Origin of the sequence: Lacibacterium aquatile (assembly GCF_042683105.1) — a bacterium.
Classification (GTDB): Bacteria; Pseudomonadota; Alphaproteobacteria; order Elsterales; family Elsteraceae; genus Lacibacterium; species Lacibacterium aquatile.
In genome coordinates this window covers 101,214-114,735 of the sequence record NZ_JBHUIP010000004.1, presented here as the reverse complement: position 1 = coordinate 114,735, position 13,522 = coordinate 101,214, and the positions used below count along the sequence as shown (strand labels likewise).

The window sequence follows — 13,522 nt, the reverse complement described above, 5'->3', positions numbered from 1 at the left end:
ACATGATCCCGTTCCGTGACCTTGGCCTTGTCGCCCCCCTATTTGCTGGGCTGACGCTGTTTGCCACCTCCGTGCAGGCCATTGGCCCGCAGCAAATGGCTCAGAATACTCCAGCGCCCACGGCACCGCTTGTCCAGGGTCAGACGCCGCCAGCTCCTCCCGCTCCGGTGGAACAACCCTCCACGCCCGTCGAACCTCCCCGTGAAAGCCTAACGCTCTTCACCGCCTTCGACAGCCAGCGCATGGCGCAGGTCTTCCAGGAATTCTCCGACAATCAGAAGATCAATGTCCGCATCGAAAGCGACGAAGCCGACCTGATTCTCGGCCGCCTGCTGCGGGAAGGCGCAACCAGTTCGGCCGACGTCATCATGGTCCCGACGCTATCCCGCCTGGAACGCGCGACCACGGCTGGCCTACTTCAGGCAATGCCGATCCCGGAGCTGGAAAAAGCCATCCCGGCCGCCTATCGCGACGCCCAGAATCGCTGGTTCGGTATCGCGATGTCCGCCCGTGCCGTCGCTTTCTGGAATGACCGCCTGAAGCCAGGTGAAGTCAACAGCCTGCGCGATCTTGGCAAAGCATCGCTCAAGGGCAAAGTCTGCCTGCCGCCTTTCGATCGGCTGTCCAACCGCACTTTCATCGCCTCTTTGCTGCAGGGGGCGGAAGCGCCCGCGATCGAAGGCATGCTGAAGGCGATTGTTTCCAACGCTGCCCCCCTTCCCGAAGATCTGCCCCGCACGAGCATCGACGGCGATGACCGGGTGCTGCTGGTGGCCATGACCAAGGGCGTCTGCGATGCAGCCCTGATCGGGTCGCGCAGTCTCGCACGGCTTGCCGACAAAGGCGATGATGCCATCAAGGCCGCCCTCGACAAGGTGACTATCGTCTGGCCGCAGATCGAAGGTCGCGGTACTCCCATCGATGTGATCGGCGTCGGCACCACCGCCTCCTCCAATAAAAAAGAGGCCGTGGCCAAGCTGCTCGCCTATCTCGCCTCCGACAGCGGCCAGCGCAAGATGGCCGAAGCCCTCTGGGCCTATCCTATCAAGGCAGGCGTTCCGCTCTCCAACCCGGTCACCCGCTGGGGGCCAGTGAAAGCCGATCCAACACCCTTTGCGACGTTGCAGCCCCTGCTGCCAGCTGCGGGGCAATTGGGTGAGCAGCTGTCGGTGCGGTAATGGCAGCACGGACCAGCATTAGCGACACCTCTGCCTATCTTGCGAAAGTGACAGAGGCCGTCGAAAGCGACGAAGCTTTTGCCCGGTTTCGAGTGCAGCCCTATCTAGCAGCGATTTTCGATATCGTTGGCTCGACCGGCATGCAGCAGGCTTTCATCAATAATCACCTCGACGTCGCCGAGAAGGTCTTCCCCGCCCTTATGAGCCTGCTGGGGCTGGCACGACTGAATGATACCATCGGCGGCGCACCTGTCTTTCCCACCCGCCATGGCGTCGATCTTTCGGCGGCGACGGCCCGCTATTTCAAGTATCTGGCCGACCTGCGCCATATGTTCGGCCGGTTGGATGGCTGGAACATCGTCGAGGTTGGCGGCGCTTACGGTGGGCTTAGCGCGCTGATGCATTCGACCTATCAGGGGCATGCCAGCCACCGGCTTTATGATCTGCCCGAGGTGAACCGACTGGCGGCGCGCTATCACCACTCCCTTGGCGTTAGCGGGGTCAGCTACCATACGTCGGCCGAACTTGACGACGGTGCACCGGTCCCCAGCGACCTCTTCATCTCCACCCACGCCCTGTCGGAGATCAATCGCGACCTTCAGCAGGTCTATATCGACCGGCTGGTCAAGCCCGCCCGCCACGGCTACGTGCTCTACAACCACTTCTTCGAAGATGAGGGCAGCGAGATCATGGCGCTGGCGGAATTCGCCGCCCAGATCCCCGGCTGCAAGCTGGTCGCGGATCTGCCTTTCGTTCTTCAGACCGATGCGCGGCACCCCAGCACCCTGATTGTCTGGTAAGGCGACGCGCGGATGAAATGGTTCCTAAATAATTGATTTTCCGCTAAATACTTTCGGAAGCAGACTAATACGATAGGAAATCGAGATGGGCGAACGGACAAGTATCAGCAATCTGCCCCCCTATCGTGAAATGACCCTACGCGCGATTGAAGATGATGCGGTCTTCGAGACGTTCCGGATCGAAGCAGAGCTTGCGAGCATCTATGAGGTCGTCGGCGATTCGGATTTCCTACAAGGTTTCGTTCAGAATCATCTGGATGTCATTGGGATAACCCATCCCGATCTGCTGAAGCAGATAGAGGTCGCTGCCTTAAATGAACTCTGCGGATCGGCTCCGGTTTTCCCGACGGAGTACGGCGTCGAGCTATCGGCGGCCACGGCGCGGTATTTCAAATATCTGGCCGATCTGCTGTATCTGTTCAAATCACTTGCAGGCTTTGACATCATCGAGGTTGGGGGCGCCTACGGCGGCTTCAGCTCGCTGGTCATGAATACCAAGCAAGCCCCCCGCAGCTATACGATCTTCGACCTTCCTGAAGTCAATCAACTCGCAGCCCGCTATCACGATAGATTGGGCGTGACGGGTGTAACCTATAAAACAAGCAACGATATCGCTGCCGTAGAGGCGGTGTCTTGCGACCTTTTTATCTCAACCCATGCCATCTCGGAACTGACACGGCCGCTGCAGATATTCTACATCGACAAGATCGTCCGGCATGCCAAACACGGATATATTTTATACAATCATTTCTTTGAGACGGGCCGTAAGCAGAATTTCGACATTATGACTGTCGAGGAATTCGCATCCTTCATTCCTGGAGCCCGACTTCTAACAAGCCAGCCACTGGTGATCCAGACAGATAGCCATCATCCCAGTACGCTCATCTTCTGGTAAACCGCATTCGCCGTTGAAAGACGGCTCGCTTGGGCTATAGTCCGCCAATGCCCTCCGAAGCTACATATCGCCAATCCGGCGGCACCAAGCCACAAGCGCTTGAGGTCCTGCACCGGGTCTTCGGCTATGACGCCTTCCGGGGCGAGCAGGCGGCGATTATTGAGCATCTGGTGGCGGGCGGCGACGCGCTTGTCCTGATGCCGACCGGCGGCGGCAAATCGCTGTGTTATCAGATTCCGGCCCTCTGCCGCGATGGCGCGGGCATTGTCATCTCGCCCCTGATCGCCCTGATCCAGGATCAGGTCGCGGCGCTGGAGGAAGCGGGTGTGCGGGCCGCGGGCTTGCATTCCGGCCTTACCCCCCAGGAGCAGCGCGACATCCTGCGCGCCCTGGTAGAAGGCGATCTCGATCTACTGTATGTCGCGCCGGAGCGGGTGAATACCCCCTCGTTCCTCGATGCGCTGGACCATGCGCGGATCGCGCTTTTTGCCATCGACGAGGCCCATTGCGTCTCGCAATGGGGACATGATTTCCGCCCGGACTATCGCCAGCTCGATATTCTGCACGAGCGCTTTGCCTGGGTGCCCCGGGTTGCCCTGACCGCCACTGCTGACCCGCCGACCCGCGAGGATATCGTGCGGCAGCTGAAGCTGGATCGGGCGCGGGTGTTTTCGACCTCCTTCGACCGGCCGAACATCACCTATCGGGTAGTGGCCAAGCGCGAGCCCAAGAAGCAGATCCTGGCCTTCATCAAGGACGATCACGCCGAAGACGCGGGCATCATCTATTGCATGACCCGCAAAAAGGTGGACGATATGGCGGCCTGGCTGACGGATCAGGGCATCCCGGCCCTGCCCTATCATGCCGGGCTTTCTGCGGATGTACGTGCAGCTAATCAGGCCCGTTTCATCCGGGAAGAAGGTCTGGTGATGGTCGCGACCATCGCGTTTGGCATGGGCATCGACAAACCCAACGTGCGGTTCGTCGCCCATCTGGATCTGCCGAAAAGCATCGAGGCTTATTATCAGGAAACCGGGCGTGCAGGCCGCGATGGTCTGCCTGCCACCGCCTGGATGGCCTATGGTCTGGCGGATGTGGTCTTCCAGCGCCAGCGCATGATGCAGAGCACCGCGCCCGAGGAACACAAGCGGCGCGAGCGGGTGAAGCTCGACGCCATGCTGGCCTATTGCGAGACTGCCGAATGCCGCCGCCGCTTCCTGCTGCGCCAGTTCGACGAACATCGCGCAGAGCCTTGCGGGAACTGCGATATCTGTCACGAGCCTGTCGTGACCTGGGATGCGACGGAAGCTGCCCAGAAGGCCATGTCGGCGATCTATCGGACCGGCGAGCGTTTTGGGGTCGAATATCTGCTCGATATCCTGCGCGGCAATGGGACCGACAAGGCCAAGGACAATGGCCATGACCGCCTGAAGACTTTCGGCTGCGGCAAGGATATGTCCAACGACGAATGGCGCTCGATCTTCCGCCAGCTCCTGGCCCAGGGCTTCGTGAGCGTGGATGTGGAGGGCTTCGGCGGCCTGACCCTGACCGAAAGCGCAAGGCCGGTCCTGCTGAACGGCGAAAGCCTGCGCCTGCGCAAGGATCCCGTGAAAGCCAGCCGCAAGGCCGATGTCTCGACCAGTCGTGGCCGGACCGTGAAGTTCTTTGGTGCCGATGCCGATCTCTTCAAGCTGCTGAAGGAATGGCGCCTGGCCGCCGCCCGCGACCATGGCGTGCCACCTTACGTCATCCTGCATGACGCGACCCTCATCGAGATCGTCGAGGATCGCCCGATGACCCTGGATCAGTTGGGCCGCATGCCGGGCATCGGCAGCCGCAAGCTGGAGCGCTATGGCGAAGATCTGCTCGCCATCCTGAAAGACCATCGCGCGGCGGCCTAAGGGTGGGCCGCACCCTGTGAGGTTTCCCCAACGGGCCGATTGGCCCTTCTCCGGCAATAGGGCAATCGGTATCGTCGAGGTGGCGCTTAAAAATTATCTCTAATTTTATGATTGGCCGATGGACGACCTGCTGTCATCTCGTGCACGCCTCTACGCCAATCATTATCGCAGCTTGCTGACGTCGGACGCTATTCCGCTCCGCTCCACCTTCGATATCCGCGCCGTAAAGACCATTCTCGACAGTTTCGTGATCCTGGAGCCCTTATCGCTGGAAATTGTGCGTTTCCGTCTTGTCGGCACCCGCGAAGTTCAGCGCTACGGGCAGGATGTGACAGGCGGCAACTACCTGGATTTCTGCCCACCTGAACGGCGTCTTTCGGCCTATGCCGCCTTTGAGACAATGGCCAACCATGCGTGCGGCATGCAGGCTGTTATCCGCTCCAAAACCTCGGTCGGCGTCGATATCTTGAACGAGGCCGTGGGCTTTCCGTTCCGATGCGACCGGACAGGCGCGATCCATCTGATCTTTCAAAGCAACGATCTGGACCGCGACACCCATTGGAAAGGCCAGGACGCGGCCGTCAACAATCACGCGACGATCCTCTTGCGCACCTATCTCGATATCGGCTTCGGTATTCCGGCGCCTGTTAGCGTTTGACCCGCCGCTCGATCTAGGTTTAGCGTTTGTCCATGTCTGAAGCCGCTGCCCCGCCGGTGCTGGACCGGCTCTTCGCCCGAATCGATGCCATGCGCGACGAACTTGTCGCCTTGACGCAGGATCTCGTCAGAATCCCCACCATCAACCCGCCGGGTGATGCCTATAGGCCTTGCGCCGAACTGATGGGCGAGCGATTGCGAGCCTCCGGTTTCGCCATCGAATATTTGCGGGCCGAGGGGGCGCTGGGCGACAGCGACCGCTATCCCCGCACCAATGTCGTTGCCCGCCGCGAAGGCAAGCGCCCCGGCAAGACCGTCCATTTCAATGGCCATATCGATGTGGTCGAAGCGGGCAAGGGCTGGACCGTTGATCCGTTTGGTGGCGAGGTGCGCGGCAACAAGCTTTATGGGCGCGGTACCTGCGACATGAAGGGCGGCATCGCGGCCTCCATGATCGCGGTCGAGGCGATCCTGCGCGAGAATATCGACTTTGCCGGAGCGCTGGAAATCAGCGGCACGGTGGACGAGGAAAGCGGCGGTCATGCCGGTGTCGCTTGGCTGGCCTCGAAAGGCTATTTCTCCCCGCCCCGCGTCGATCATGTGATCATCCCCGAACCGCTGAACGTCGACCGCATCTGCCTCGGCCATCGCGGCGTCTGGTGGGCGGAGGTCGAAACCAAGGGCCGCATTGCCCATGGTTCCATGCCTTTCCTCGGCGTCTCAGCCATCCGCCATATGGGCCAGTTCCTGGACCGGGTGGAGGAACGGCTTTACCCTCAACTCCTGGCCCGCACCACCAATATGCCGGTGGTGCCGGAGGGCGCGCGCTCCTCGACCCTCAATTTCAACTCGATCCATGGCGGCCAGCCAGAAGGGTTCGACGGTCTGCCATCCCCTTGTGTCGCCGACAGCTGCCGCCTGATCCTCGACCGCCGCTTCCTGATCGAGGAAACCGCCGATGGCGTGAAGTCCGAGATCACCGACCTGCTGGATGAACTGGCAGCCGAACTGCCCAATTTCGCCTATTCCATCAAGGATCTGATGGTTGTCCACCCGACGATGACCAAGGCCGATGCCCCGGTGGTCAAGGCCCTGGATGGCGCCATTCAGGATATCCTGGGTAAGAAGGCAGCCCATATCTGCTCGCCCGGCACCTACGATCAGAAGCATATCGCCCGGATCGGTAATCTGCATGATTGCGTCGCCTATGGGCCGGGTATCCTCGATCTTGCCCACCAGCCCGACGAATATGTCGAGATCGACGCCATGATCGCCTCGGCCAAAGTCATGGCCGCTGCCAGCCTGCAACTGCTTTCCGCGTGAGTTCCCGTCCATGAGCGGTCCTGGACGTTTGAACCTCATCACCGATGTCCCCGGACTGTCGGTCGGCAATGCCGAAGATCAGGCGGCAATGAGCGGCGCCACGGTGCTGCTGGCCGATAGCTCCATGGTCGCAGCCGTCGATGTGCGCGGCGGCGGTCCGGGTACCCGTGAAACCGATGCCTTGTCGCCCGCCGCCGTGGTGGATCGCATCCATGCGATCTGCCTATCCGGCGGTTCGGCCTATGGGCTCGCGGCGGCCGATGGCGTGATGAGCTGGCTTGGCGCTCAAGGGCGCGGTCTCAAGGCAGGTGGCATGACGGTTCCCATCGTGCCGGGGGCGATCCTGTTCGACCTTAACAACGGCGGCGACAAGTCCTGGGGGATGGAGCCGCCTTATCGCGCGCTCGGTATCCAGGCGGCCAAGACAGCGGGCAAGCGGTTCTTTCTCGGCAATAGCGGTGCTGGCCTGGGGGCGAAGGCCGGACGGCTGAAAGGGGGCCTGGGATCGGCCTCCTGGCTGCTGGGCGACTGGAGCGTCGGCGCGCTGGTCGCGGTCAATCCGCGCGGTTCGGTGGTGCATCCCGGCACCGACAGTTTCTATGCCTGGTATCTGGAACAGGACAGCGAGCTTGGCAATCAGCGCCCGCCCGGCAAGCCGATCCAGGATCTGGCCGATATGGAAGAACTGGCGGCCCCTGCCCTTGGCACCAATACCACCCTTGCCATTGTCGCGACCGACGCGCCGCTGACCAAGGATGAGGCAGCCCGGCTTGCCATCATGGCCCAGGACGGCTTTGCCCGCGCGATCCGCCCGGTCCATACGCCCTTTGATGGCGATATCGTCTTTGCCGTCTCGACAGGGGATGGCTCAGGTGTCGGCGCTAATGCCTTGGTGCAGTTGGGAATGGTGGCAGCAGACTGTGTCGCGCGCGCCATTGCCAGAGGTGTATTTGAAGCCAAGACTTCGCCGATATATCCATGCTACCGTGACCACTATGGACGTTGAATTTTCCTTTTAACGTCAGAAGCTTGCATAATTGCGGAGGGTTCCGATGAGACTGCGCCTCGCCTCTACCCTTGTGGCCTCCCTGCTGGCCGGTGCGGCAGCCTTTCCGGCCGTTGCCCAGACCAAGGACACCTTGACGGTGGGCATGCCCATCGAGCCCCCGAACCTCGACCCGACTGCCGCCGCCGCCTCGGCCATTCGCGAAGTCACCTACCGCAATGTCTATGAAGGTCTGACCCGCCTCGACCGCAACGGGCAGGTACAACCGGCTCTGGCCGAAAGCTGGACGATTTCGGACGACAAGCTCACCTATACCTTCAAGCTGCGCCAGAATGTCAAATTCCATAACGGCCGCGCCTTTGTCGCCGACGATGTGAAGTTCTCGCTGGACCGCGCCAAGGACCCGCAGAGCACCAATCCGCAAAAAGCACTTTTCACCGCCATCGACTCGGTTGATGTGGTTGATCCGCATACGGTCACGGTGAAGCTTAAGGCACCGACCGGCCTCTTCCTGTGGAACATGGCCTGGGGCGACGCTTCGATCTTCGCCAAGGAAACGGTGGAAACCAACAAGACCAATCCGGTCGGCACCGGCGCCTATAAGTTCGTCTCCTGGACCCGCGGCGATCGCGTGGTGCTGGAGAAGAACCCCGATTATCGCGATGCCGCCAACGTCAAGATGCGGCAGGTGACCTTCCGCTTCATCGCTGACGCCCAGGCGCAGTCCGCCGCCCTCAAGGCCGGTGACGTCGATGCCTTCCCGAACTTCGGCGCGCCGGAATTGTTCGAGGAGTTCAAGAAGGACTCCAAGTTCACCGTTGTCGCGGGCAATACCGAAGGTGAGATCGTCGCGGGCATGAATAACGCCCGCAAGCCCTTCGATGATGTGCGCGTGCGCCGGGCGCTCGCCATGTCCATCGACCGCAAGTCCTTGATCGAGGCGGCCTATTCGGGCATCGGCATTCCCATCGGCGCCCATTTCTCGCCTGCCCAGCCCGGCTATGTCGATCTGACCGGCGTCTATAAATATGATCCGCCTGCCGCCAAGAAGCTGCTGGCCGACGCAGGCTATCCGAACGGCTTTACGGCCACGATCAAGATGCCGCAGATGACCTACGCCACCCGGTCGGCGGAGATCCTATCGTCCTTCTTTGCCGAGATTGGTGTAACTCTGAAGCTGGAGCCCATCGAGTTCCCGGGCCAATGGCTGGATCAGGTCTATAAGCGCACCGAATACGACATGACCATCGTCGCCCATACCGAGCCGCTCGACCTCGGGATCTATGCCCGCGACAACTACTACTTCAACTACAAGAACGACGCCTTCAAGGCGATCATGGCCAAGGTCACCACGGCAACCGACGACAAGCAGCGCTTCGAGTTCCTGGCCGAAGCGCAGAGGAAGCTGGCCGAAGATGAACCGGCCCTGTTCCTCTTCCTGCTGCCCAAGCTCGGCATCTGGAATGCCAAGTTGAAAGGCATGTGGGAAAACCAGCCGCTGCCCGTGAATGATGTTGTCGAGGCTTCGTGGCAATAACATCCGCGTCCGGTAAAGGTGGGGCGGCATGAGCAGTTTTCTGCTCCGCCGCCTCTCCTCTCTGATCCTGACCCTGGCGGTAACTTCGCTCGCGATCTTCCTGGTCATGGAGGTGCTTCCCGGTGATCCAGCCGCGATCATGCTGGGGCTGGAGGCGCGTCCGGATACGCTCGCAGCTCTGCGGACCGAACTCGGGCTCGACCGGGGATTGTTCGAGCGATATTTCAGCTGGGTCGGCGGGCTGCTGACCGGCGATTTCGGCGTCTCCTACACCTATCGGGTTCCGGTCGGACAATTGATCGGCGAGCGGATGGTCGTGACCGTCCCGCTGGCGCTGATGGCGATCTGCGTGGCCGCAGGCATCGGTGTGCCGCTGGGGGTTCTGGCGGCGTCGGCCCGTGGCAAGCTGACCGATCAGGCGGCGACTGCTTTCAGCCAGCTCGGCATCGCGGTGCCGAATTTCTGGATCGGACTCGTCCTGATTCTCGTCTTCGCCCTCTCGCTCGGCTGGTTCCCCGCCGGCAGCTTCCCTGGATGGAGTTCCAGTATCCCTGGAGCCCTTCAGGCCCTGGTCCTGCCTGCCATCGCCCTCGGCTTGCCCCAGGCGGCGATCCTGACACGCGTCACCCGGTCCTCGGTGCTGGAAGTGCTGACGGAGGATTTCATCCGCACCGCCCGCGCCAAGGGCCTCTCCCGCCGCACCGTCCTGCGCCGCCACGCCCTGCGCAATGCGCTGATCCCCGTCATCACGATCCTGGGGCTGCAGCTCGCGACACTGATCGGCGGCACGATCCTGATCGAGAATGTCTTCGCGCTCGCCGGTTTGGGGCGCCTGATTTATCAGGCCATGACCCAGCGCGACCTGATCGTTGTCGAAAGCGTCGCCATGCTGATGGCGGCCCTTGTCATCACGGTGAATTTCCTCGTCGATCTCGCCTATGGCTGGCTTGACCCCCGCCTGAGGGCTGGGCGATGAGCCGCTTCTGGCGCAACCCGACCCTGATGATCGGCCTGGTGCTCACGCTTCTGATGGTCGGCATCGCCCTGGTGTCCCTGGTCTGGACGCCGGAGGTGCCGACCCGGCTGCGCCTGCCCTTCCGTCTGCGTGCACCCTTTGGCGAATCAGGGCTGCTTGGCACCGACCATATGGGCCGCGATGTGGTCAGCATGCTGATGGCGGGGTCCTGGAACTCCCTGGCCGTGGCGATCCCCTCGGTCCTCCTCGGCCTCGCGGGCGGGGTATCCCTGGGCCTGATTGCGGCGGCACGCGGCGGCTGGCTGGATGAAGCCATCATGCGGGCGGCCGATATCACCTTCGCCTTCCCGGCCGTGCTGACCGCCATTATGCTGGGCGTGCTGATCGGCGGCGGCGCTCATACCGCCATCCTGGCTATCGGCATCTTCAATATCCCCGTCTTCGCCCGCGTCAGCCGCGCCGCCGCCCTGCAGGTCCTTGCGCGGGAGTTCATCGCTGCAGCCCGGGGAGCTGGCAAAGGGCCGATCCTGATCGCGGTTCAGCATGTGCTGCCGAATATCGCGGGCATCCTGATCGTGCAGGCGACGATCCAACTGGCCCTGGCTGTCCTGACCGAAGCAGGACTCAGCTATCTGGGGGTCGGTATCGCCCCGCCCGCCCCCTCCTGGGGCCGGATGCTGGCCGAGTCCCAGACCTTCATGAGCCGCGCACCCTGGCTGGCTTTGCTGCCGGGTCTGTGTATCGCCATTGCTGTGCTGGGCCTCAATCTGCTGGGCGACGGGCTGCGCGACGCCCTCGACCCCAAGCTGAAGGCGAGGCGCTGATGCTGCGGGTGAAGACTCTTGACGTCAGCCTGCCCGTTCCCGGTGGCCGTGCCGCTATCCTGGAGGGGATCGACTTTACGCTGGAAGCAGGCGGCAGCCTCGGTATCGTCGGCGAAAGCGGCTCGGGCAAATCGATGCTGGCGCTGGCGTTGATGGGTCTCCTGCCGGAGGGCGCGCAGACAAAGGGGCAGATTTTCCTTGATGGAGAGAATCTACTTACCCTGCCGGAAAGCGAGATGTGCCGCAGGCGGGGCAAGAGCCTGGCCATGATCTTTCAGGAACCCATGACCAGCCTGAACCCCACGATGAGTGTCGGCGATCAGGTGGCCGAGGCGGTGCGCTGGCATGAGGCGTCAGGCTACGCAGCGGCGCGGGCCAGGGCCTTGGACCTATTGACCCGCGTGGGACTGCCCCAGCCCGAGCGGCGGATCGACAGCTATCCCCATGAACTTTCGGGCGGGCAGCGGCAGCGCGTCGGTATCGCCATCGCCCTCGCCTGCCGACCCAAGCTGCTGATCGCCGACGAGCCGACAACGGCCCTGGACGTCACGGTTCAGGCCCAGATCCTGCGTCTGCTGAAGCAATTGGCGGCTGAAGACGGCATGGCCCTGATCCTGATCAGCCATGATCTGGGCGTCGTGGCCCAGATGGCTCAGCGCACGATGGTGCTGTATGCCGGGGCGACCGTTGAAGCCGGATCGACAGCCGCCCTGTTCAAGCGGCCACTGCATCCCTATACCCGCGGCCTGCTGGGGGCGATGCCCCGGCATCTTGGGCTTGGAGGCCGTTTGGCGACCATCCCCGGCCGCGTCCCCAGTCCAAACGAGCGCCCCTCCGGCTGCCGCTTCCGCGACCGATGCGAGTTGGCAGAACCCGAATGCGCAGACGCCGCGCCGCTGATAGCCCTGGAGGGTCGCTCGACGGCCTGTCGACGGTGGGAGGCGCTGGCATGAGCGAACCCTTGCTAAATGTCACGGATGTGCGCCGCTGGCACCGCCTGCCCGCAACGCATCTATTCGCCGCACGGCCGGTTCTGAAAGCCGTCGATGGTGTCAGTTTCAGCCTGAAGGCCGGGGAAAGCCTGGGGATCGTCGGGGAAAGCGGCTGCGGTAAATCCACTCTTGCCCGTATGGTTATGGGCCTCGACAACCCCGATGGTGGCAGCATCCAGATTGACGGCGGGGAGATTGCGACCTCGCGTGCCAAGGTCCAGATGGTGTTCCAAGACCCCTATGGCTCGCTGGATCCCCGCTGGCCAGTCTGGCGCATCGTCACCGAACCGCTGCATCTGCTGGGCGGATTGAAGCGCAAGGCTGCCAAGGCCAAAGCAGCAGAGATGCTGCAATCGGTCGGCCTGGACCCAAGCCACATCGACCGCTACCCGCACGAGTTTTCCGGCGGTCAGCGCCAGCGCATCGCCATCGCCCGTGCCCTGGTAACCGACCCGGCGCTCCTGATCGGGGACGAGCCGGTATCGGCCCTCGATCTCTCCGTCCAGGCGCAGGTACTCAATCTGCTGGCCGACCTTAAGGAACAGCGCGGCCTCGCCCTGCTGCTGATCAGCCATAACCTGTCGGTCGTCGCCCATGTGACGCAGCAGGTAGCCGTGATGTATCGCGGCAAATTCGTCGAAACCGGCCCGACAGCGCGGATATTCGAGCATGCGCGCCATCCCTACACTCGCGCCCTGCTGGCGGCCGAACCCTCACTCGACCCAGCTGAGGAACTGCCCCCCGCTCCCCCCGGCGAAGCTGGCATGGAGCCGCCACCCGAAGGCTGCGCCTATGTCCCGCGCTGCCCGCTCGCGACCGACCGCTGCCGCAGCGAAGCCCCCGTGCTGACAGAGGGCGTCGCCTGCCATCATGCGTGAGTGCGCTTACCGGCCCGGCGCAGATAGATGATTTGGGCGGTCAATCCCAGGATGAGCATCAGCAGAAGCGCGCCCTGAGACCCAAGCAGCAAAGGAGACTGCAGGTCGGTCACAAAGGGGTGGCCTTCGGGGACCCGGCGTAGGGTTTCGCTCACTGTCGGCACCATCAGCAGGAAAACGGTCAGGCTCAGAGAGATTGTTTCTACATATCGGGCGGCGCGACCCAGCGCAGGAACTCGTCCGGCGGCATAGCCAACCAGCAAAAACAGGATCGTCGCGATCGCGATCCCGAAGCTGACCGGCTGGTGCGCAAAAAGAAAAAGCGACGCAGCGCCGATCAGCATCGACACGAAATAAACGGCCCCCGGAAGCGACCAGGGTACGATCCGGCCATGGCGGACAATCATATAAATCGCCACCGGAATGGCGGGCAGGCTGCCAAGCGTATGCAGCCAACCGAGCGTAGAAATGCCAAACATCGGATTAGTCCCTTCCTTTGATTGCTTACCTATCAGTAGGTAGGTATTTTGCAGACAACAAAACCGATGAGAGCCA

Annotated in this window: 13 protein-coding genes; 12 read left to right on the top strand and 1 reads right to left on the bottom strand. The window is 62.2% G+C overall.

The window, feature by feature from the left end; all coding sequences use genetic code 11:
* Window positions 1–2: 2 nt before the first annotated feature.
* The 12 genes from ACFSM5_RS06130 to ACFSM5_RS06075 all read left to right on the top strand — a co-directional run bounded on the left by ACFSM5_RS06130 (window position 3) and on the right by ACFSM5_RS06075 (window position 12,967).
* The gene (locus tag ACFSM5_RS06130) at window positions 3–1,178 is read left to right on the top strand and encodes an extracellular solute-binding protein (RefSeq protein ID WP_379875421.1); all 1,176 of its coding nucleotides are present in this window, start codon (window positions 3–5) and stop codon (window positions 1,176–1,178) included.
* Complete coding sequence (locus ACFSM5_RS06125) at window positions 1,178–1,978, top strand: class I SAM-dependent methyltransferase (RefSeq protein ID WP_379875420.1); 801 nt, start codon at window positions 1,178–1,180, stop codon at window positions 1,976–1,978. Before ACFSM5_RS06130 ends, ACFSM5_RS06125 begins: the two co-directional genes overlap by 1 nt.
* An 85-nt stretch (window positions 1,979–2,063) precedes the next feature.
* On the top strand, window positions 2,064–2,873 hold the full coding sequence (locus tag ACFSM5_RS06120; RefSeq protein ID WP_379875419.1) for a class I SAM-dependent methyltransferase: 810 nt from the start codon (window positions 2,064–2,066) through the stop codon (window positions 2,871–2,873).
* 47 nt (window positions 2,874–2,920) lie between these two features.
* Window positions 2,921–4,774 carry a DNA helicase RecQ gene (recQ, locus tag ACFSM5_RS06115; protein ID WP_379875418.1) on the top strand — a complete coding sequence of 618 codons (1,854 nt, stop codon included), beginning with the start codon at window positions 2,921–2,923 and terminating at the stop codon, window positions 4,772–4,774.
* 118 nt (window positions 4,775–4,892) lie between these two features.
* Complete coding sequence (locus ACFSM5_RS06110; protein ID WP_379875417.1) at window positions 4,893–5,432, top strand: PAS domain-containing protein; 540 nt, start codon at window positions 4,893–4,895, stop codon at window positions 5,430–5,432.
* A gap of 32 nt (window positions 5,433–5,464) precedes the next feature.
* Window positions 5,465–6,754: an acetylornithine deacetylase/succinyl-diaminopimelate desuccinylase family protein gene (locus ACFSM5_RS06105; protein WP_379875415.1), complete on the top strand. Its 1,290-nt coding sequence runs from the start codon at window positions 5,465–5,467 to the stop codon at window positions 6,752–6,754.
* Between the two features lie 10 nt (window positions 6,755–6,764).
* Window positions 6,765–7,760: a P1 family peptidase gene (locus tag ACFSM5_RS06100; protein ID WP_379875414.1), complete on the top strand. Its 996-nt coding sequence runs from the start codon at window positions 6,765–6,767 to the stop codon at window positions 7,758–7,760.
* A gap of 46 nt (window positions 7,761–7,806) precedes the next feature.
* Window positions 7,807–9,297: an ABC transporter substrate-binding protein gene (locus tag ACFSM5_RS06095; protein WP_379875413.1), complete on the top strand. Its 1,491-nt coding sequence runs from the start codon at window positions 7,807–7,809 to the stop codon at window positions 9,295–9,297.
* A gap of 28 nt (window positions 9,298–9,325) precedes the next feature.
* Complete coding sequence (locus ACFSM5_RS06090) at window positions 9,326–10,273, top strand: ABC transporter permease (protein ID WP_379875412.1); 948 nt, start codon at window positions 9,326–9,328, stop codon at window positions 10,271–10,273.
* Complete coding sequence (locus tag ACFSM5_RS06085; protein WP_379875411.1) at window positions 10,270–11,097, top strand: ABC transporter permease; 828 nt, start codon at window positions 10,270–10,272, stop codon at window positions 11,095–11,097. Before ACFSM5_RS06090 ends, ACFSM5_RS06085 begins: the two co-directional genes overlap by 4 nt.
* Entirely contained in the window at window positions 11,097–12,050 is a 954-nt protein-coding gene (locus ACFSM5_RS06080) for an ABC transporter ATP-binding protein (RefSeq protein ID WP_379875410.1), read from the top strand. Before ACFSM5_RS06085 ends, ACFSM5_RS06080 begins: the two co-directional genes overlap by 1 nt.
* On the top strand, window positions 12,047–12,967 hold the full coding sequence (locus ACFSM5_RS06075) for an oligopeptide/dipeptide ABC transporter ATP-binding protein (protein WP_379875409.1): 921 nt from the start codon (window positions 12,047–12,049) through the stop codon (window positions 12,965–12,967). The genes ACFSM5_RS06080 and ACFSM5_RS06075 overlap by 4 nt, the downstream gene beginning before the upstream one ends.
* On the opposite strand, the gene ACFSM5_RS06070 is transcribed toward ACFSM5_RS06075, so the two are convergent.
* Entirely contained in the window at window positions 12,958–13,446 is a 489-nt protein-coding gene (locus tag ACFSM5_RS06070) for a hypothetical protein (RefSeq protein WP_379875408.1), read from the bottom strand. The two genes, ACFSM5_RS06075 and ACFSM5_RS06070, sit on opposite strands and share 10 nt — an antisense overlap.
* Between the last annotated feature and the right edge of the window lie 76 nt (window positions 13,447–13,522).

Bases quoted from the DNA above. Each gene is read 5' to 3' on its own strand.
- ACFSM5_RS06105 (WP_379875415.1), top strand. From the start codon at position 5,465: ATGTCTGAAGCCGCTGCCCCGCCGGTGCTGGACCGGCTCTTCGCCCGA.
- ACFSM5_RS06085 (WP_379875411.1), top strand. From the start codon at position 10,270: ATGAGCCGCTTCTGGCGCAACCCGACCCTGATGATCGGCCTGGTGCTC.
- ACFSM5_RS06080 (WP_379875410.1), top strand. From the start codon at position 11,097: ATGCTGCGGGTGAAGACTCTTGACGTCAGCCTGCCCGTTCCCGGTGGC.
- ACFSM5_RS06090 (WP_379875412.1), top strand. From the start codon at position 9,326: ATGAGCAGTTTTCTGCTCCGCCGCCTCTCCTCTCTGATCCTGACCCTG.
- ACFSM5_RS06125 (WP_379875420.1), top strand. From the start codon at position 1,178: ATGGCAGCACGGACCAGCATTAGCGACACCTCTGCCTATCTTGCGAAA.
- ACFSM5_RS06130 (WP_379875421.1), top strand. From the start codon at position 3: ATGATCCCGTTCCGTGACCTTGGCCTTGTCGCCCCCCTATTTGCTGGG.
- ACFSM5_RS06095 (WP_379875413.1), top strand. From the start codon at position 7,807: ATGAGACTGCGCCTCGCCTCTACCCTTGTGGCCTCCCTGCTGGCCGGT.
- ACFSM5_RS06100 (WP_379875414.1), top strand. From the start codon at position 6,765: ATGAGCGGTCCTGGACGTTTGAACCTCATCACCGATGTCCCCGGACTG.
- recQ (WP_379875418.1), top strand. From the start codon at position 2,921: ATGCCCTCCGAAGCTACATATCGCCAATCCGGCGGCACCAAGCCACAA.
- ACFSM5_RS06110 (WP_379875417.1), top strand. From the start codon at position 4,893: ATGGACGACCTGCTGTCATCTCGTGCACGCCTCTACGCCAATCATTAT.
- ACFSM5_RS06075 (WP_379875409.1), top strand. From the start codon at position 12,047: ATGAGCGAACCCTTGCTAAATGTCACGGATGTGCGCCGCTGGCACCGC.
- ACFSM5_RS06070 (WP_379875408.1), bottom strand. From the start codon at position 13,446: ATGTTTGGCATTTCTACGCTCGGTTGGCTGCATACGCTTGGCAGCCTG.
- ACFSM5_RS06120 (WP_379875419.1), top strand. From the start codon at position 2,064: ATGGGCGAACGGACAAGTATCAGCAATCTGCCCCCCTATCGTGAAATG.